The organism is Pseudoclavibacter helvolus, assembly GCF_014191305.1.
Lineage (GTDB): Bacteria > Actinomycetota > Actinomycetes > Actinomycetales > Microbacteriaceae > Pseudoclavibacter > Pseudoclavibacter helvolus.
In genome coordinates this window covers 1345283-1363672 of the sequence record NZ_JACHWJ010000001.1, presented here as the reverse complement: position 1 = coordinate 1363672, position 18390 = coordinate 1345283, and the positions used below count along the sequence as shown (strand labels likewise).

Here is an 18390-nt window from a genome sequence, read left to right as displayed (position 1 = left end):
CCCCATGATCACGAGCACCGAGATACTCGGCACAGAGGAGCACCTGCTGCAGCGGAATTCGCGCGCTGCGGCCGTGCACGAGGCGGTCGCGGCGAGGGGTCGCGCTGCGGTGATCGCCCTGAACGCCCGCTACGACGCCGAGTCAGGCGAGACGGCTCTCGAGCAACTCGATATCGAGCTCGAAGCCGTCATCGGGCGGAGCCTCGACGAGTACGTGAAGGAAGCCAGTGGGCTCTTCAGCGCCGAGGAGCTCGCCCTGTGGACAGCGAAGATAACTCGGGTGTCCGGCAGCTACGTCGGCCGTGCCGCCGCCGTCGGAGTACCAGGCGCGCTCCTACTGCTCGATGCTCTCGAAGAAGCGGAGGCGGGGGAGTCGAACGGCTTCATCTCGCTCGACGACACCCTTGGCAACGGCGCCAAGTATTGCCAATGCGGCTACGCCTCGAGCCGGACCGTGCCCGAACGGTTGTGCCCCCTCTGCTCAGGTGCGGTGCTCAACGAGTGGAGAGCCGAGGAGGATCGCCTGCTGAAGAGCGCCCCCGGGGTTGGGGCTGATCTTGAGGTTGTCTTCGACGGGTTGCTCGACGAACTTGCGGGCATCCACCTTGCTCCGGGTGGCGTCGCAGCCTCGACCTCAGCACGCCGCCGTGCGGGAGACCGAGGGATCACGCGCGTGAACGAGACGAGAGCCGCTGAGATCGCGCTCCTCAACCTTGCTCGCTGGCGCGAACTCTGTGAGCTCAACGCGCTCGGCCAGACCATGGCGGTGACTGCTCACAGCAAGTACTGGTCGCGCTGGGGCCTCGGATCGGCGCGGATCTCAACCCTCGCGGTGGTCAGCGCTCCGGAGCTCCAGGCGCGGATGCGCAAGGTCTCTGGCAGTAGGCCGGCTCCGAACCCCACCTTCTTCGAACGGTTGTTCTCTCGGAGGTGATGAGCCTGCCCGCCACCTACCGCCAGCTGGGCAGCCAGTGCGTGAGCGACCAGTACGAGGTGGAGATCATCTGGCCGGTCCACACTGGCCAGAAGAGCACTGACACGAGCGCCATGACGACGAGCAGCACGCCGACGGCGGAGACGCCGATCGTTCGGGACGCCTGCGGGGTCTGGCGGTCGCCCGCGATGGTCTGGATGACCACGAGTGACGCGAGGATCATGAACGGCAGGAACGCGATCGCGTAGAAGTGGAAAACGGCCTGGCGTTCGAGGTACGCGAGCCACGGGAAGTAGCCGGCGCCGTAGCCGACGAGGATCGCGAAGTACTGCCACTTCGGGCGCAGGAAGCACATGATGATGAGGAACAAGATCGACACCGTGCCGAACCAGAAGATGATCGGGTTCGAGATCGACGTGATCGCCTCGACGCACTGCCCGACGTCGCAGGATGAGCCGTCGCCAGCCTCCGAGTAGACGTAGCTGAACGCGGTGGGACGGATGAGGAACGGCCACTCCTGCGGCCCAGACTGGTACGGGTGCTCGGCGCTCAGGCCGCGGTGGAAGTTGTACGCCTCGACCTGGTAGTGCCAGAGGCTCTGCAGGGGGAGCGGCACCCACGACAGCAGTCCCGTCCAGGCGTTGCCGGCCTGCTCGGCCCAGTCGCGATAGAAGCCGCCGGTCGTCGCGAGCCAGCGGGTCCACGTCGCGAGGTAGGTGAGGGCGGCGAGCGGCACGGTCAGGATGAACGAGACCGGGCCCTGCATGAGGATCGCGGCGGAGCCCCAGAACGTCACGCCGAGGCGCTTCCGCTCGATCATGTCGACAACAAGCGTGTACACGCAGAACGCGGCGAGGAAGTAGAGGCCGGACCACTTGACGGCCGACGCGGCGCCGAGGGTGACGGCGGCCGCCATGAGCCAGGGGCGCCACCAGAGGCGCGGCCCCCAGTCGGGCCCGACTGGCTTCACGTCGGGCGTGCGAGACGTGGTCGTGGCCTTCGTCGGAATCGGCTCGCCTTCGAGCCCCTCCTCCTTGCGCCACGCCATGATCTTCGTGCGCAGTTTCTTCTGCTGGTCCTCGCGGTCGAGCAGCACGAAGAGGAACGCGAGCAGCACGAAGAACATGAGGATGCCGTCGAGGATCCCGACCCGCGACATGACGATCGCGTGCCCGTCGATGGCGAGCATCCCGGCCCCGATCGTCGCGAGCACCGGCGAGCGGAAGAGCTTCTTCGCGACCACCCAGAGCAGCGGCACGGCGAGGGTGCCGACGAGGGCCACGCCGAACCGCCAGCCGAAGGGGTTGTCGGCGCCGAAGACGAGCATCCCGAGCCCGATGATGTACTTCCCGAGGGGCGGATGTACGACGTACGACGGGTCAGTCGTGTACCCGTTTGGGTCACCCGCGTTGAAGGCGTCGTTCGGGTTGTCGGGCCATTCGGCCTCGTAGCCCAGGTTGAGGAGCGTCCACGCATCCTTCACGTAGAAGGTCTCGTCGAAGATGAGGAAGTGGGCGCCGCCGAGGTTCCAGAATCGCAGGACGGCGGCGAGCAGGGTGACAACACCGAGGAGGATCCACTCGGTGCGCACGCGCAGCCGGAGCGTGCTCGTCACGCGGGCCCACAGGTCGTCGAAGACCGAGCCGCGCGCTACGGACACTTTCGGAGCTACCGCAGTAGCCGCAGGCACTGGCGCAGCCGAGCCGTCAGCCGCAGCCGAGCCGCTAGCCGCACCCGAACTGTCAGCATCGCCGTCAGCCGGAGCAGCGACTTGAGCCGTCGCAGAGGCCGTCGTCGCGGGTGACTTCGCCGCCTCGTCAGGTGTTCCGGTCTCTGCTTGCTCGCTCACCCAAGCAATCGTAGGGGGCGAGGTGCCAGACGCGTCGGAGGAGCCGAGCAGCGTGGGAGGATCGCAGCCATGATCATCCTCGCGGGCACCCCTATCGGGAACCTCGGCGACGCTTCGGCGCGTCTCATCGACACGTTCAAGAACGCCACCCTCGTGGCGTGCGAGGACACCCGCTCGACGGCGAAGCTGCTCGGGATGCTCGGAGTCGAGAATCGGCCACGCCTCGTGGCCCTGCACGAGCACAACGAGGACGAGCTCGCCAAGACGATCGTCGAGCAGGCGCGCGACTCCGACGTTGTGCTCGTGAGCGACGCCGGAATGCCGGGCATCTCGGACCCCGGCTACCCGATCGTCGCGCTCGCGGCGAAGGAAGGGGTGACGGTCACGAGCGTGCCCGGCCCGAGCGCCGTCATCACAGCGCTTGCGATCTCGGGCCTGCCTACCGACCGCTTCACGTTCGACGGCTTCCTGCCCCGCAAGGCGGGGGAGCGCGAGACGTTCCTGCGCTCGCTCGCGAACGAGCCGCGCACGGTCGTGCTGTTCGAGTCGCCGCACCGCCTGGCCCGGACGCTCGCCGACATGGCCGAGATCTGGGATGCTGACCGCCGCATCGCGGTCTGCCGCGAGCTGACGAAGCTCTACGAAGAGGTCAAACGGGGCACCGCGGCGGAGCTCGTGCCGTGGGCGGAGGAGGGCGTGCGGGGCGAGATCGTGATCGTCGTCGAGGGGGCTGCCCCCGCTGTGGTCGACGAGGCCGGGGCGCAGGCGATGGTCGCTGAGCTCGTGGCGAGCGGGATGCGTCTGAAAGAGGCGGCCGCTCAGGTCGCCTCCACGACTGGCATGAGCAAGCGAGACCTCTACCAGGGGCATCTCGCGAAATAGTGGTCCCGGGGTTGCTGCCCGGCGCACCTCGCGTCGTAACAGTCCCCAGCCGACAATAGGATGATCCCCATGGCTTCCGGCGAATCGTTCTACATCACGACACCGATCTTCTACGTCAACGACGTTCCTCACATCGGTCACGCGTACACGGAGGTCGCTGTCGACGCGCTTGCCAGGTGGCACCGTCAGCGCGGCGACACCACGTGGCTGCTCACCGGCACCGACGAGCACGGCCAGAAGATCATGCGGTCGGCGCTCGCCAACAACGTGACGCCGCAGGCGTGGGCCGACAAGCTGGTCAACGAGGCGTGGAAGCCCATGCTCGAGACCCTCAACATCTCGAACGACGACTTCATCCGCACGACGGACGAGCGGCACGAGACTCGCGTGCAGCGCTTCCTGCAGAAGCTCAACGACGCCGGCTTCATCTACGACGCCGAGTTCGAGGCGCTCTACTGCGTTGGCTGCGAGGAGTTCAAGCCGGAGTCGGAGATCGTCGCCGGCACTGGGCAGTACGAGGGCGAGAAGGTCTGCGCCATCCACTCGAAGCCGCTCGAACTGCTGCAGGAGCAGAATTACTTCTTCAAGCTCAGCGAGTTCCAGGACCGCCTGCTTGCGCTCTACGAGGAGAACCCCGAGTTCATCCAGCCGTCGTCGGCCCGCAACGAGGTCATCTCGTTTGTGCGTTCGGGACTCCGCGACCTCTCTATCTCCCGCACCACGTTCGACTGGGGCGTGAAGGTGCCGTGGGACGAGTCGCACGTGGTCTACGTGTGGTTCGACGCGCTGCTCAACTACATCACGGCCATCGGCTACGGCGACGACGACTCCGAGCTGGAGAAGTTCTGGCCGGCGCACCACGTCGTCGGCAAGGACATCCTCCGCTTCCACGCCGTCATCTGGCCGGCCATGCTCATGGCGGCCGGCCTCCAGGTGCCGGCTGGCATCTTCGCGCACGGCTGGCTGCTCGTCGGCGGCGAGAAGATGTCGAAGTCGAAGCTCACGGGCATCGAGCCGACCGAGATCACCGACGTTTTCGGGTCCGACGCGTTCCGCTACTACTTCCTGCGCGCCATCCACTTCGGCCAGGACGGCTCGTTCTCGTGGGAGGACCTGTCGGCCCGGTACCAGGCCGAGCTCGCAAACGGCTTCGGCAACCTCGCTTCGCGCGTCATCGCCATGGTTAACAAGTACTTCGACGGGGTCGTGCCGGAGCAGTCGACGCTGCTCGACTCCGAGCAGGCCATCATCGACCTCGCGACCGAGGTCGCGGCCAAGGCCGATGAGGCGATGCTCGCGTTCAATATTGACGGCGCGCTTGCGCACATCTGGCGGCTCGTGGATGCGCTCAACGGCTACATCACGGAGCAGGAGCCGTGGGCGCTCTCGAAGCAGGGCGACGAGGGGCGCGCGCGTCTCTCCGCAGTTCTCGAGGTCACGACCCGCGCGCTTGGCCACCTTGCCGTGCTCCTCAACCCGTTCATCCCGATCGCGGCCGAGAAGCTGTGGTTCGCGATCGGCGGAGATGGCGATCTCGCCACGACGCGCATCGACGACGCCTACAAGCTGGTCGGGTCGCGACCGCTCAGCGAGCTCCCGCCGCTGTTCCCGCGCATCGAGCAGGAAGTCCAGCGCTGACGGTGCCAGGTTCTCAGCAGGGCGAGGCGCAGCACGGCGACGGCGAGAAGCTGCGCCGCCGCTCGGCGAAGAGCGAGTCCGGGCACACGCGCATCCTCGCGTACCCGCCGTATCCGGAGGCACTGGATGTGCCCTGCTACGACAACCACACGCACCTCGAGATCGAGGACGGCGAGGAGGACGAGCGGCTCTCGCTCGAGGAGCACCTCGCTGCCGCGGTGGCCGCCGGTGTGAAGGGCGTTGTGCAGGTCGGCAACGACGTGCCCTCGAGCCAGTGGTCGGCGCGCATCGCCGCGACGCACGAGCGGGTGCTCGCGGCCGTCGCGTTGCACCCGAACGTCGTGCCAGAGCTCGCTGCGGCAGGCACGCTCGAGGACGCGATCGCGGAGATCGACCGCCTCGCGGCCGAGCCACGCGTGCGGGCCATCGGTGAGACTGGACTCGATTACTTCCGAACGCCGGAGCCCGCCGACCAGCGGTTGCAGGTCGAGGCGTTCGAGCGGCACATCGAGCTCGCGAAGAAGCACGGCATCGCCATGCAGATCCACGACAGGGATGCGCACGACGACGTCATCTCGACCCTCAAGCGGGTCGGGGCACCGGAGCGGACCGTCTTCCACTGCTTCTCCGGCGACGCCGACATGGCCCGCATCGCGGCCGACGCGGGCTGGTACCTCTCGTTCGCCGGAACGGTCACGTTCAAGAACGCCGCGTCCCTGCGGGAGGCGCTGTCGGCCACACCGATCGAGCGCATCCTGGTCGAGACGGATGCCCCGTTCCTCACCCCGGTGCCGTTCCGCGGGCGCCCGAACGCGCCCTACCTCATCCCGGTCACCCTGCGCGCGATGGCCGAGCACCTCGGCCTGCCCATTGATGAGCTGAGCGCGCAGGTCGGCGCGAACACCGAAGCTGTCTACGGCAGCTGGGACCTGGCGGCGAAGCCGGCATCGATCGAAGGAGCGACCGCATGAGCGCGAGCCTGCTTGGCGCCAACGAGATCCGCGAGCTTGCCGCAGAGCTCGAAGTGACCCCCACGAAGAAGCTCGGCCAGAACTTCGTGCACGACCCCGGCACGGTGCGGCGCATCGTGCAGACGGCGAAGGTCAAGCAGGGTGAGCACATCCTCGAGGTGGGGCCTGGCCTCGGTTCGCTCACGCTTGGCCTCCTCGAGACGGGCGCGAGTGTCACGGCCATCGAGATCGACGAACGTCTCGCGGCTCGCCTGCCGCAGACGGTTGCCGAGCACGCGCCTGGCGCGCAGCTCGACGTGATCGTCTCCGACGCGCTCCAGGTGCAGGATGTGCCAGGCGAGCCGGTCGCGCTCGTCGCGAACCTGCCGTACAACGTGTCGGTGCCGGTGCTCCTCCACCTCCTCGAGCGGCTCCCTTCGCTCGAGCGTGGGGTTGTCATGGTGCAGGCCGAGGTGGGGGAGCGCATCGTCGCCGGCCCCGGTTCGAAGGTGTACGGCTCGCCGAGTGTCAAGGCGGCCTGGTATGGAACCTGGTCGAGCGCGGGCCTCGTGGGACGCAAGGTCTTCTGGCCGGTGCCAAACGTCGACTCGATCCTCATCTCGTACACGGAACGTGACATGCGTCGCGGCTCGGAGGAGCTGCGCCGCAAGGTGTTCCGCATCGTCGACGCCGCCTTCGGGCAGCGCCGAAAGATGTTGCGCCAGGCGCTCTCACCGCTGCTCGGCGAGAACGCCGCCGCGACCTCGCTCGTGCTGGAGGCGTCCGGGATCGACCCCACCTCGCGTGGCGAGACGGTCGGGATCGACGACTACGTGCGCCTCGCCGAGGCCTGGAGCCCGGAGGCCTAATTCGCCGTCGTGACGGTCAGGCCGTGCAGGGTCCGCAGAGCCGCGCGGCAGGGCAGTTCTGCCCGGTCAGTGCCCTAGATCAGACCCCATTCCGGGAGGTAGGGTCGCAGCATCCGACCAACAACGGAGGTGAGCGGGGGGATACCTGGGGGTCGGCACATGGGAATTTTCGATCGCGCCAAGAGCGCATTCGGAGGCGGCAAGAGCAACGACGATTGGGCCGCTCAGGCGGTCGCGGCGCAGCAGTTCGCAAGCCAGCACCTCAAGGACGCCGGCTACAGCGACGGCGCCCCCGTGACCTCGGCCAACGTGGGCGAATTCAGCGGGCAGGCCTACGCCGACCGTGATGTGCTCACCGCCTACGGGCAGGAGCTGAATCGCATCATCGCCATCGGGCGGACGGGCCCAGCCGTCATCGTGGGCGCCGTCGACACTGGCGAACGAGTGGCAGGCAACCCCTGGTTCCAGCTCGACGTCGAGGTGACGCTGATCGGGGCGAGCCCCTACATCGTGTCGAAGCGCGAGATGGTCGCGCCCCAGTTCCTCGCGAACTACGCAGTTGGCACCGCGCACGGTGTGACGGTCGACCCGGCAGACGCGCAGAACATCGCCTTCACGAGCTGACCGTGGGCGTCTTCGGCGACATCGGGCGCCTCATGAAAGCTGGCCTGCAGTCGACGGCGCGCACCGACTACGCCGAGAACCTGCGGCAATCGGCCGATCTCGCCGAGGCGTACTCGGCCGGCACGCTCGACGGCACTCACGGAGCGGCGGGGGCGAATCCGTTCGAGAACATGAATATGTACGCGAGCATGGACGCGGTCGCTGGCACCGTCCTGAGCCTCGAACGTACATTCCGCGAAGTGCAGGGCGTTCCCGTCTACTCGGTGGAACTCGAGATCGAGGCCGACGGGCGCCCGCCATATCGCACCCGCTACGAGACGCTCATCGCGGCCGGCGCGAAAGCGAACTGGCAGCCGGGCAAGGTCCTGCCGTTTCGGGTCTCCAAGACAGACCCGCACCAGCTCATGCTCGGCCAAGCCACCGCGTCGGCGGAAAGATTCGGGCAAATTCGGGCTGGTTCGGGCCGACTTGATCTGACTCGGGCAGACTACGGGCCAGGCACCACAACGAAGTCGGTGCCCCGGAGCTTGGCAAGGAAGAGTCATGGACGAGTCACGGGCCACCGACGCCGACGTTCAGCAGCCGTCGCGCCGGGCGCGCACCATCACGATCACCGCGATAGTGGCGGTCCTCGCCCTCGTCGCCGGGTGGATCGTGCTCGGGTTCGCGGGTGAGCCCGACTCGACGGACGTGGCCTTCGTGGGCGAGTCGACGCTGCCCGGCTACCCGACTCGCGGCCCAGGCGCCGACCTCGACGATCAGCGGCCCCTCGTCGCCGCCGCCGAGCACTGGCGCGAGGCTGTTGAGGGCGGCGACTTCGAGCTTCCGAGGGGCCAGGTCATGGAGCTCCTGTGGGCCGGGAATGTGGATGCGACGAAGCTCGAGACCTCTGCCCTCAGGTCCGCGTTCTCGGCGGAACTGCTGATCCTCCGCTCCGACAACGCGGTCGCTGCCCTTGTCCGGCCACTCGACGGCACTGGCAGCGGCGACGAGACGGCCTTCTCGATGCTCGGCACCGCATCCATCGCCAGGAGCCGGTACGAGCGCGGCTTCACGGTCGCGAAGGGTGTGTTGCTCTTCAACGAGCGGATGCGGCCGGGCGCGTCGCTCGACACGGCCACGTTCTCAGCGGAGTCGGCGCCCGTCCTGGGTGAGTCCGGCACCGCCGACGGCCTCTTGCTCTTGGCATCGAGGTCGCTGCTGCGGATTCCCGACGCGGGTGGCCCGGCGGACGACGTGCGCGAAGGGTTCGCCTACGTGCACCCCAGTTCGGGACTCACGCTGCTGCAGACGGAAGACGCGAGCCGGGACTGGGCGGCGCTCACCGACTCCCTGCGGGGGAATCCCAGGTTCGCCGCACTGTCGCGAGGCATCATCACGGCGCGCGACGAGGGCCACGGGTTCCGACTGCGCGCGTCGATCCTCGACGAGCTGCAGTTACCGAGCGGTGCACCGCTCTCGCTTGTCGAGGTGGCGCACCTCGAGAGCCAGGGGCGCGGGTCCGGGGTCCTCTGGGCGACGGTCGTGGCGACCCGTGGAGACGACGATCCGACACTGCTTGGTGCTGGGCCGGTCGCGAGCCCCGTCAACGGTGCGCCGCAGCTGCCCGTCATCGCGGCGCGCTGGCTGCGTGACGACGCGGTTGACGTGCTCGCGGTGGCCGGGTCTCGCGACATCACCGGGTTCGAGGTCGTGGCCTCCGGCGGCACAACGAGGCGAGACGGGTCGAGCGGAGTCGTTGGGCGCGGCGAGCTCGGGCTCACGTGGGAGAACGCGGACGGCAGCAAGGTCACCAGGCCGGCGCTCGTGGTGATCGGTCGTTCCGAGGCGGGCCCAGTGCAGCCGCTCGAGCCAGTTAGCTGAGCGCGGACCCCGCGCGGACTGCTTGGATGACAGGCATGAACACGCAGAACGTCACGAACGTGCCCTGGAGCGACGGGCGCTGGACCAACGAGCCCGTGTCGGCAGACGTCGTCGACGGCGATCTCCTCGTCACGGCCACCGAGGGCAGCGATGCCTGGCGCACGACGTCGTACGGGTTCGTCCACGACACCGAGCACGCGCTGCTGCGTCCCCTCGAGCAAGAGTCGGCCGTCGAGGTCGAGTTCCTCGCGGACTTCAGCGAGCAGTTCGATCAGGCGGGCCTCTTCGTCAGAACGGATGAGACGAACTGGATCAAGGCGGGTGTCGAGCTCAGCGACGGTGAGGACCAGCTCGGCGCGGTCGTGACCAGGGGCGAGTCGGACTGGTCGCTTGCACCGGTTACGAGTTGGCGTGGGCGCCGCGTCACGGTGCGGGCGAGCCGGAGCGGAAACGCGGTCACCATCCGCGCTCGAGTGGATGCGGAGCCCTGGAGACTCGTGCGGGTCGCGCCGCTGGCCGCTGACGCGCCCGTGCAGGCCGGCCCGTTCTGCTGTGCGCCATCCCGCAGCGGCCTCGTCGTGCGCTTCCTCGCCTGGCGGTCCACCCCCGCAGACGCTTCGCTCCACGAGTGAGGTGCCGCGCCCGCGCCCGCGCCCGCGCCGCGGACCGGCCCGTTACGCCGCGCCGCTAGCGCCGCTAGCCGGCGAGCTCTAGCCCGCGAGCTCCAGCGAGAGCGCGAAGATCTGCGTCCAGGTCTCCTCGCCGTGCTCGAGCTCCGGGCGGCGCTCGAAGCCGAGCTGCTCGAGGAGGCGCTGCATGGCGACGTTCTCCTCGGCGACGTACGTGTCGATGCCGGCCGCGAGGTGCAAGTCGGCCCACGTGATGGCGGCCCGCGTGACGCGGGTGCCGATGCCGTTGCCACGCAGCTCTGGTGCAACCCAGAGCTCGTCGAAGACAAGCTCAGCACCGACGCCGTCGAGATCGCCGGAGAGCACAGCCGTCGCAACGACGCGAGTGCCGTCGAAGGGGATGGCGTGGAACTCCACGCGGTTGGCGCCCGCTCGGGTGGTGGTCACACGGACGGCGTTGCCGATCGACGTGTGCAGCCCGAGGCTCATTGCGGCGCCAGCCTGCCCGTCTCGACGCGCTGCTGGCACATGAAGTTCAGGCCTGTAGTCGTGTGTGTCATCTTCATGCTCCTTCCACGGTCGGGGTAGTGCGGTCCGCTCCTCGGTGGGGCGGGCTTGTGCTCGTGGTGGGTACCGTACGCCTCACTTCGCGGGGCGCGCATCCAGTGTTGCGTCAGAAGTCCTCCGGGGGCGGCAGGTGAAGCGCCAGCCGTCACACACTGACGCGCGGTTCGTATTCTGCAAGGCATGACTCACGAGAACCCGCCGTTTGCCATCGCCGTCGAAGCGGGCAGCGAAGGCGTCAGCCCGACGCGCATCCGCGCAGCCATCTCCGCCCTCGAGCGCTTCGGCGTGACGATCGCGACGTTCGAGGATGCCGGCTTCGCCGCCCTCGATGCGGATGCACCGCGACTGGATGCGATCACGCAGGCCGCGTTCGCCGCCCCGCTGTCGGGAGCGACCGGACTCGTGCCCCTCGTGCGCGTCTCGGCAGTCGAGCCCTTCCACCTCGCGACGCAGCTCGCGACGCTCGACTACGCGTCGCACGGCCGCACAGGCTGGATCGGCGAGGTCGACGGCAGCGAAGCGGAAGCCGCCGCCTTCGATCGCGCCCCGCTCGACGGGCCGGAGGCGCGCCGCACGGAACTGGACGACACCATCGAGGTGCTTGGCCGCCTCTGGGACTCGTGGGAGGACGACGCCGTCATCCGCGACGTCGAGACGGGCCGCTACCTCGACCGCGACAGGCTGCACTACGCCGACTTCGAGGGTTCACGCTTCAGTGTGAAGGGGCCCTCGATCATCCCGCGTCCGCATCAGGGCCTGCTCCCGACCTTCGCCGCGTACGGCTCGGCCGCGCCCGAACTCATCGACGTGGCGCTCATCCGCGAGCGCACGATCCTCGAGGCGAGCGCCGCGGCGGGGCAGGCCGACAACCAGGGCATCGCCAGAACGATCGTGGAGGTCGAGGTTTCGCTCGACTCGCGCGGACGTGCCGCGGCCGACCGTCTCGGGAACCGGGCGACCGACGCCGACGTGGCGGGGCGCATCCGCTACTCGGGCGACGCCGCGGGGCTCGTGGAGCTGATCACGGAGGTCGCATCGTTCGCGAACGGCGTGCGGCTGCTCCCGGTCGACTTCGACGTTGACGTCCAGGAGCTGGGCCGCGCCGTGCTTCCCGCGCTGCGCCGCGCCGGCGTCTTCACCTCGCCCAGGGCCGGCGAACATCTGAGGGATGCTCTTGGGCTCGCGCACCCTGCCAACCGCTACGCCGCCCAGGCGCTCTGACTCGCGAAGGACCAGCACGATGACACAGCACAGCACAGGCGAGACCCGGCCTTCGAACGCTTCGGGCGCAGGCCAGATCCAGTTCGGCGTCTTCTTCCAGGGGGTGAACTCGACCACCATCTGGTCGAGCGAGCAGAGCGGCTCTCAGACCGAGTTCGAGTCGTTCCGCCGCATCGCGCAGACGGCTGAGCGCGGCCTCTTCTCGGCGTTCTTCCTCGGCGAGGGGCTTCGCCTGCGCGAGCACCTCGGCAAGATCCACGACAACGACGTGGCCGGGCGACCGGACGGCATCACGCAGCTTGCCGCGCTTGCCCCCATCACCGAGAAGATCGGCCTCGTCGCGACGCAGAACACGACCTACAACGAGCCGGCCGACCTCGCGTACCGCCTTGCGAGCCTCGACCTCCTCAGCGAGGGGCGCGCGGCGTGGAACATCGTCACGACCGACAACGCGTGGACGGGTGCGAACTTCCGCCGTGGCGGCCACCTCGCGCACGAGCACCGCTACGACCGCGCGGCCGAGTTCGTGCGTGCCGCCAAGGAGCTGTGGGCGAACCGGGGCGGCGTCGACTTCGACGGCGAGTTCATCCGCTTCGTCTCAGACCGAGTCCTCCCTCAGAGCCCGCAGTCGAGGCCCGTCCTGTTCCAGGCCGGCGACTCGAGCCAGGGCCGCGACTTCGGGGCCGAGCACGCTGACGTCATCTTCTCCGCGCATCCCGAGCTGGAAGGCGCCACGGCGTTTGCCGCCGATCTCCGCGAGCGCCTCACGAAGTTCGGTCGCGCGCGGGACGAGCTTGCGTTCTTCCCCGGCGCGACTATCGTCGTCGGCGCAACGCCGAAGGAGGCCGAGGAGAAGGCGCGCTGGGTGCGCGAGCACCAGATCTCGCCCACGACGTCGCTGCGCTATCTCGAGCAGTTCTGGGGCAAGGACCTCTCGCACCTTGACCCCGACGGCCCGCTGCCCACCGAGGACCCGGTGGTCGCCGTCACCGACGGCACGCGTGGCACCGCGTTTCAGAACGCGAAGGCGCTCGAGCTCGCGCAGCAGTGGCGTGAGAAGTCCGAGGCGCTCGGCCTGTCGATCCGCGACTTCGTCATCCACCTGTCTTCGCAGCGCGGGTTCGTCGGCGGCGTCGACGAAGTCGCTGACACGCTCACCGACCTGGCACGCAGCGGGGCTGTCACCGGCATCAACCTGACGCCGTACCTTGTGCCGTCCGGTCTCGACGACATCGTCGACTTGCTCATCCCGGCGCTGCAGGAACGTGGCTCGTACCGCATCGAGTACCCGGGGACGACGCTGCGCGAGAACCTCGGCCTGCATGCCCTCGTCGAGGATCTGGTGCCCGCGGGCGCCTGAGGCTCCTCCCCAGAGCGCCGGCCGGCGCGCCATCGGCCGGGGAATGGGAGAGCGCGCCGCTTGCGGCGTCGCGCCCGGCGGCCACGTGACCCCGTGCAACGCCAAGGCACGTGGCTCCGCCACCTTTCACTCAAGATGGTGGGATGACTTCGCTTCGCGACGAGACAGTAGCCCTCCTGCAGCAGCTCATCCGCGCCGAGACCGTCAACGACGGTGCACTCGACTCGGGCAACGAGTGGCGCGCGGCGGCAGTGCTCGAAGAGTTCTTCGAGGGCAGCGGCGTCGAGCTGACTCGCGTCGAGCCGTTCCCCGGACGCGTCTCGGTCGTGGCGCGCCTCGTGGGCACTGACCCGCAGGCGGAATCGCTGGCGCTCGTCGGGCACACGGATGTCGTGCCCGTGAAGGCAGCCGACTGGGTGCATCCGCCGCACTCCGGCGAGCTGATCGACTGCGAAGTCTGGGGCCGAGGCGCCGTCGACATGCTCTTCCTCACCGCTTCGTACGCGGTCATCTTCAGGCGGCTCGCGACGAGCGGATTCGCGCCAACCGGTGATCTGGTGTTCGCGGCGGTTGCCGACGAGGAGCAGGGGAGCCGAGCCGGCGTCGGTTGGTTCTCCGAGAACGACTGGGCGACGGTTGCCGCGGACAACGTGCTCACCGAGTGGGGCGGCGCGCGACTCGGCGGAGTCGGCAGCACCGCCATCACGGTGGGCGTCGGCGAGAAGGGCGCGGCTCCGCGTCGGATCGTCGTGCGCGGCGACGCGGCGCACGCCTCCGCACCATGGGGGCGGTCGAACGCGGCCGTCACGCTGGCCAAGGTCATCGATCGACTGCAGGCCGGCGCCCCGAAGCCCCGCATCAGCGGGCAGTGGCTCGAGACGCTTACCGCGCTCGAGCTGCCCGCCGAGCTCAGCACACGCCTCGCCGACCCGCAGACGATCGACGACGCGATCGACGAGCTCAGCGCACATCCTGAGCTCGGCGAGCTCGCCCCATTCGTGCACGCCTGGACCCACACGACGGTCGCCGTCACGATCGTCGAGGCGGGCTCGAAGGTCAACGTCATCCCCGACAGCGGTTCGATCTCCCTCGACATCCGCGTGCTGCCCGGCGTCACCGCAGAAGACGTCGAGGCGCACCTCGCGTCGGTCGTCGCCGAGTTCCCCGGCCTCGTGAGCGTCGAAGGCGAGTGGTTCTCGCCGGCCAACGAGTCGGCCACAACAACTCGCCTGTACGCGCAGATCGAGGAGACGCTTGCCGAGTTCGTGCCAGGGGCCAGGCCAGCGCCGATCCTCGGCGTCGGCGGCTCTGACGCCCGCTTCTACCGCCTGCACGGCGCCAACGCGTTCGGCTTCGGCATCCTCAGCCCGGGGCTGACCTTCTCCGTCGCGCGCAACCGCTTCCACTCCGCGAACGAGCGCCTCGACCTCGAGTCGATCGACCTCACGGTTCGCGGCCTCGACCACGTCGTCAGGAACTTCCTCTCAGTGTGACGCTTGACCTTGACGTTGCGTCAACTTCTACAGTCGTTTTCGAGCGGTTGGCTTCTCCCGAAGATCGGGGGAGCCGCTTGCACGATCTGGGAGAGGATGCGGTCATGGAATGGTCGATCGGTGAGGTGGCGAAGCAGTCTGGCGTGACCTCACGCACGCTGCGGCACTACGAGAGCATCGGCCTGCTGCTGCCGAGCAGCACGGGCACGAACGGCTATCGCTACTACGACGAGGCCGCGCTGGTGCGGCTGCAGCGCATTCTGCTCCTCCGGGAGCTCGGCGTCGGCCTCACTGCCATCGCTGATGCGCTTGCCGGGCGAAGCGACGACGTCGCCGCCCTCGAGACGCACCTCGGATGGCTGAACGACGAACGCAGCCGCATCACGACGCAGATCGGATCGGTGCGCGCGACACTCGCCGCGCTCCAAGGGAAGGAGAAGCTCATGCCTGAGCAGATGTTCGAAGGGTTTGACCACACGCAGTACAAGGACGAGGTGGAGGAGCGCTGGGGCGCCAAGGCGTACGCCGACGGGGACAAGTGGTGGCGCGGCCTCGCTGAGGAGGGCAAGCAGAGGTTCCTGGAGGAGCAGACACGCATCCAGGATGCGTTCAGTGCGGCTCAGTCGGCCGGCCTCGGCCCGGGCAGCGACGAGGCGCAGGCAGCGGCCGCGCGCCAGTACGCCTGGCTCGGCGATAGCTGGCAGGGCAAGGCTCCGACGGCCGAGCTGTTCACGAACCTCGGCGAGATGTACGTCACCGACGAGCGGTTCGGGCAGAACTACACGCGCGTCCACGCCACGGGCGCCGAGTTCGTGCGCGACGCGATGCGCATCTACGCCGAGCGCAACCTCGCGTAGGGCGAGTGCCAGCCCTTCGAGTTGCCGCAAAGGGTCGCCATTCGCCGCGAATGGCGACCCTTTGGCGCAACTCGCGAGCTGCCTTGGAGGGGCGAGCTCAGGCTACGCCTCGAGGACCTCGGAGAGCTCGAGCCAGCGCTCCTCGAGGGCGTCGACCTCGGCGGCGAGCGCCTGGCGCTTCGCGGTGATGACACCGAGCCCCTCGTAGTCGCCCTGGTCGTGGGCAGCGAGTTCCTGATCGACCTTCTTCATCGACTGCTCGATCTTCTGGATCTTCCTCGCGATGCCCTGCACTTCCTTCTCGGCGCTACGGCGGTCGGCGCCGCCGATCGAGAGGCCGGAGGTGCTGGCGGCTGAGGCCGACGAGGAGCCGTCCGCGGCCGTATCCGTCGTGCTGGAGAGGGTTGCGGGGGCTGAGCCCTTGAGGCTGTTCGAGCGCAGTTCGAGGTACTGGTCGACGCCGCCTGGGAGGTGGCGGAAGCCGCCGTCCCACACTGCGTACTGCTGGTCGGTGACGCGCTCGAGCAGGTATCTGTCGTGCGAGACGACGAGCAGGGTGCCGGGCCAGGTGTCGAGGAGGTCCTCCATGGCAGCGAGCATGTCGGTGTCGAGGTCGTTGGTGGGCTCGTCCAGGATCAGGACGTTCGGCTCGTCGAGCAGGATGAGGAGCAGCTGCAGGCGGCGGCGCTGGCCACCCGAGAGGTCCTTGACGGGCGTCTGGAGCTGCGTGGTCGTGAACCCGAGGCGCTCCAGGAGCTGCGACGGCGTCATCTCCTTGCCGCCGGACACGTAGCTCGACTTCTGCCTGGCGACGACCTCACGGACGCGGTCGTTCTGATGCTCGTCGAGCTCGGCGAGGCGCTGGGAGAGCGTCGCGATCTTGACGGTCTTGCCGCGCTTCACCTTGCCGCTAGTCGGCTCGAGGGTGCCGGCGACGAGGTTGAGGAGGGTCGACTTTCCGGCGCCGTTCACACCGAGGATGCCGGTACGCTCACCCGGTGCGATGCGCCACTCGATGTCGCGCAGCACCTCCTTGTCGCCGAAGGTCACGCCGACGTCGAGCAGGTCGACGACGTCCTTGCCGAGGCGCGCGGTCGCGAGTTGCGACAACTCGATCGGGTTGCGCACGGGCGGCTCGTCCTCGATGAGCTGCGTGGCCGCCTCGATGCGGAACTTCGGCTTCGCGGTGCGGGCCGGGGCGCCGCGGCGCAGCCAGGCGAGCTCCTTGCGCATGAGGTTCTGGCGCTTCGACTCGATCGCGGCCGACTGGCGGTCGCGCTCGACGCGCTGCAGGATGTACGCGGCGTAGCCGCCCTCGAACGGGTCGAGCACGCGGTCGTGCACCTCCCACGTCGTCTGGCACACCGCATCCAGGAACCACCGGTCGTGCGTCACGACCACAAGCCCGCCCTGGTTCTTCGACCAGCGGGAGTTGAGGTGCCCCGCGAGCCACGCGATGCCCTCGACGTCGAGGTGGTTTGTGGGCTCGTCGAGCATGATGATGTCGTCGTCGCCGATGAGCAGGGCCGCGAGGGCCACGCGCCGCTGCTGGCCACCGGAGAGGTCGCCGATCTTGTCGGTCCACTCGAGGTCGCCGGCGAGGCCGTTCACGACGTCGCGGATCTTCGCGTCGGATGCCCAGTCGTGGTCGTCCATGTCGCCAACGATGGCCTGCTTGACGGTGAGCTCGGGGTCGAGGGTGTCGGCCTGGTCGAGCATCCCGACGCGCACGCCACGGCGCCGCGTGACCTTGCCGCCGTCTGGCTGGATGCGGTCGGCGAGGAGCTTCAGGAGCGTCGACTTGCCGTCGCCGTTGCGTCCGACGATGCCGATGCGGTCGCCCTCTTGGATGCCGACGGAGACGCTGTCGAAGACGACTCGAGTCGGGAACTCGAGATGGAGCGCTTCCGCGCCGAGGAGATGGGCCATCAGACAAGCTTAAGGCCGGGAGAGGACCACACCCTCCGAGCACAAGCACGAGCACGAGCACGAGCACGAGCACGAGGGCGGCGGGGCGAGAACGGGCGAGCTCTGCTCAGTGGGCCGGGTCGTCCATCCGGAGCGAGAGGGTGCGCAGCGCCGTCGCGAGGTCGTCGCGTGTTTCGAGGTCGAGCTCGGCGAGTAGTTCGCGCTCGGCGGCGACGAGCCGGGTCAGGGCCTCGTCGACGAGGTCGCGACCATCGAGGGTCATCGTGACGAGGATGCCTCGACCATCGTTCGGGTCGACCTCGCGAGTGACGAGGCCACGGCCCACGAGGCGGTTGATGCGGTTGGTCATCGTGCCGCTCGAGACGAGGTTCGAGGCGAGCAGGTGCTTGGGGCTGAGGCGGTGCGGGGAGCCGGCGCGCCGAAGGGCGGAGAGCACGTCGAACTCCCACAGCTCGAGGCCGGTTTCGGCGAACGCCGCCTTGCGGAGGGCATCGAGCTGCTTCGCGATGCGCTTCACGCGAGAGAAGATGCGGAGCGGGTCGACGTCGAGGTCGGGGCGCTCGCGCGACCAGTCGCGCACGATCGTGTCGACGGTGTCGACCGGATGTGCGGCGTGCGGGGACGGCGTTCCCGGGCTCAACTCAACCGCGGCGCGCGAAAAGTCACGCTGGTGAGTTGCACGTCGGGGGGCATCCATATGTTCCATTATGGCGATTCCCGCAGGC

General features: G+C 68.6%; 16 protein-coding genes. 12 read left to right on the top strand and 4 right to left on the bottom strand.

Features of this window, described 5'->3' with window-relative positions:
- Window positions 1-4 precede the first annotated feature (4 nt).
- Window positions 5-934, top strand: coding sequence for a hypothetical protein (locus tag FHX72_RS06455; RefSeq protein ID WP_183623731.1), 930 nt, complete (start codon window positions 5-7; stop codon window positions 932-934).
- 16 nt (window positions 935-950) lie between these two features.
- Here FHX72_RS06455 and FHX72_RS06450 read toward each other — a convergent pair whose 3' ends face one another.
- Window positions 951-2783, bottom strand: a complete 1833-nt coding sequence (locus tag FHX72_RS06450) for a dolichyl-phosphate-mannose--protein mannosyltransferase (protein WP_338110059.1) — start codon at window positions 2781-2783, stop codon at window positions 951-953.
- Between the two features lie 69 nt (window positions 2784-2852).
- Between FHX72_RS06450 and rsmI the strand changes: the two genes are divergently transcribed.
- The 7 genes from rsmI to FHX72_RS06415 all read left to right on the top strand — a co-directional run bounded on the left by rsmI (window position 2853) and on the right by FHX72_RS06415 (window position 10241).
- Window positions 2853-3665, top strand: a complete 813-nt coding sequence (rsmI, locus tag FHX72_RS06445) for a 16S rRNA (cytidine(1402)-2'-O)-methyltransferase (protein WP_068478689.1) — start codon at window positions 2853-2855, stop codon at window positions 3663-3665.
- 69 nt (window positions 3666-3734) lie between these two features.
- Window positions 3735-5303, top strand: coding sequence for a methionine--tRNA ligase (metG, locus tag FHX72_RS06440; protein WP_068478686.1), 1569 nt, complete (start codon window positions 3735-3737; stop codon window positions 5301-5303).
- Window positions 5300-6274 carry a TatD family hydrolase gene (locus tag FHX72_RS06435; RefSeq protein ID WP_221186833.1) on the top strand — a complete coding sequence of 325 codons (975 nt, stop codon included), beginning with the start codon at window positions 5300-5302 and terminating at the stop codon, window positions 6272-6274. The genes metG and FHX72_RS06435 overlap by 4 nt, the downstream gene beginning before the upstream one ends.
- Window positions 6271-7122 (top strand): 16S rRNA (adenine(1518)-N(6)/adenine(1519)-N(6))-dimethyltransferase RsmA, encoded by an 852-nt coding sequence (gene rsmA / locus FHX72_RS06430; RefSeq protein WP_068478683.1) that lies wholly within the window; start codon window positions 6271-6273, stop codon window positions 7120-7122. Before FHX72_RS06435 ends, rsmA begins: the two co-directional genes overlap by 4 nt.
- A gap of 159 nt (window positions 7123-7281) precedes the next feature.
- Window positions 7282-7746 (top strand): hypothetical protein, encoded by a 465-nt coding sequence (locus FHX72_RS06425; protein WP_183623727.1) that lies wholly within the window; start codon window positions 7282-7284, stop codon window positions 7744-7746.
- 543 nt (window positions 7747-8289) lie between these two features.
- Window positions 8290-9609 carry a hypothetical protein gene (locus tag FHX72_RS06420; RefSeq protein WP_183623725.1) on the top strand — a complete coding sequence of 440 codons (1320 nt, stop codon included), beginning with the start codon at window positions 8290-8292 and terminating at the stop codon, window positions 9607-9609.
- A gap of 35 nt (window positions 9610-9644) precedes the next feature.
- Entirely contained in the window at window positions 9645-10241 is a 597-nt protein-coding gene (locus FHX72_RS06415; protein WP_183623723.1) for a DUF1349 domain-containing protein, read from the top strand.
- Window positions 10242-10319: 78 nt separating this feature from the next.
- Here FHX72_RS06415 and FHX72_RS06410 read toward each other — a convergent pair whose 3' ends face one another.
- The gene (locus FHX72_RS06410; protein ID WP_068478658.1) at window positions 10320-10727 is read right to left on the bottom strand and encodes a GNAT family N-acetyltransferase; all 408 of its coding nucleotides are present in this window, start codon (window positions 10725-10727) and stop codon (window positions 10320-10322) included.
- Between the two features lie 258 nt (window positions 10728-10985).
- Here FHX72_RS06410 and FHX72_RS06405 point away from each other — a divergent pair, with 258 nt between their 5' ends.
- The 4 genes from FHX72_RS06405 to FHX72_RS06390 all read left to right on the top strand — a co-directional run bounded on the left by FHX72_RS06405 (window position 10986) and on the right by FHX72_RS06390 (window position 15736).
- The gene (locus tag FHX72_RS06405; protein WP_183623721.1) at window positions 10986-12026 is read left to right on the top strand and encodes an LLM class flavin-dependent oxidoreductase; all 1041 of its coding nucleotides are present in this window, start codon (window positions 10986-10988) and stop codon (window positions 12024-12026) included.
- A 19-nt stretch (window positions 12027-12045) separates the two neighbouring features.
- A complete protein-coding gene (locus FHX72_RS06400) occupies window positions 12046-13386 on the top strand; it encodes an LLM class flavin-dependent oxidoreductase (protein WP_183623719.1) in 1341 nt (446 codons plus the stop codon).
- A gap of 143 nt (window positions 13387-13529) precedes the next feature.
- A complete protein-coding gene (locus FHX72_RS06395) occupies window positions 13530-14879 on the top strand; it encodes a M20/M25/M40 family metallo-hydrolase (RefSeq protein WP_183623717.1) in 1350 nt (449 codons plus the stop codon).
- 104 nt (window positions 14880-14983) lie between these two features.
- Window positions 14984-15736, top strand: coding sequence for a MerR family transcriptional regulator (locus FHX72_RS06390; protein WP_183623715.1), 753 nt, complete (start codon window positions 14984-14986; stop codon window positions 15734-15736).
- A gap of 102 nt (window positions 15737-15838) precedes the next feature.
- Here the strand turns inward: FHX72_RS06390 and FHX72_RS06385 are convergent, their stop codons facing one another.
- Together FHX72_RS06385 and FHX72_RS06380 are read right to left on the bottom strand one after the other, a co-directional pair.
- On the bottom strand, window positions 15839-17665 hold the full coding sequence (locus FHX72_RS06385; RefSeq protein WP_183623713.1) for an ABC-F family ATP-binding cassette domain-containing protein: 1827 nt from the start codon (window positions 17663-17665) through the stop codon (window positions 15839-15841).
- 106 nt (window positions 17666-17771) lie between these two features.
- The gene (locus FHX72_RS06380) at window positions 17772-18362 is read right to left on the bottom strand and encodes a MarR family winged helix-turn-helix transcriptional regulator (RefSeq protein ID WP_183623711.1); all 591 of its coding nucleotides are present in this window, start codon (window positions 18360-18362) and stop codon (window positions 17772-17774) included.
- Window positions 18363-18390 lie beyond the last annotated feature (28 nt).

Coding starts and splice junctions, on each gene's coding strand:
- rsmA (WP_068478683.1), top strand. CDS start 6,271: ATGAGCGCGAGCCTGCTTGGCGCCAACGAGATCCGCGAGCTTGCCGCA.
- rsmI (WP_068478689.1), top strand. CDS start 2,853: ATGATCATCCTCGCGGGCACCCCTATCGGGAACCTCGGCGACGCTTCG.
- FHX72_RS06405 (WP_183623721.1), top strand. CDS start 10,986: ATGACTCACGAGAACCCGCCGTTTGCCATCGCCGTCGAAGCGGGCAGC.
- FHX72_RS06455 (WP_183623731.1), top strand. CDS start 5: ATGATCACGAGCACCGAGATACTCGGCACAGAGGAGCACCTGCTGCAG.
- FHX72_RS06415 (WP_183623723.1), top strand. CDS start 9,645: ATGAACACGCAGAACGTCACGAACGTGCCCTGGAGCGACGGGCGCTGG.
- FHX72_RS06425 (WP_183623727.1), top strand. CDS start 7,282: ATGGGAATTTTCGATCGCGCCAAGAGCGCATTCGGAGGCGGCAAGAGC.
- FHX72_RS06390 (WP_183623715.1), top strand. CDS start 14,984: ATGGAATGGTCGATCGGTGAGGTGGCGAAGCAGTCTGGCGTGACCTCA.
- metG (WP_068478686.1), top strand. CDS start 3,735: ATGGCTTCCGGCGAATCGTTCTACATCACGACACCGATCTTCTACGTC.
- FHX72_RS06380 (WP_183623711.1), bottom strand. CDS start 18,362: ATGGATGCCCCCCGACGTGCAACTCACCAGCGTGACTTTTCGCGCGCC.
- FHX72_RS06420 (WP_183623725.1), top strand. CDS start 8,290: ATGGACGAGTCACGGGCCACCGACGCCGACGTTCAGCAGCCGTCGCGC.
- FHX72_RS06410 (WP_068478658.1), bottom strand. CDS start 10,727: ATGAGCCTCGGGCTGCACACGTCGATCGGCAACGCCGTCCGTGTGACC.
- FHX72_RS06385 (WP_183623713.1), bottom strand. CDS start 17,665: ATGGCCCATCTCCTCGGCGCGGAAGCGCTCCATCTCGAGTTCCCGACT.
- FHX72_RS06395 (WP_183623717.1), top strand. CDS start 13,530: ATGACTTCGCTTCGCGACGAGACAGTAGCCCTCCTGCAGCAGCTCATC.
- FHX72_RS06400 (WP_183623719.1), top strand. CDS start 12,046: ATGACACAGCACAGCACAGGCGAGACCCGGCCTTCGAACGCTTCGGGC.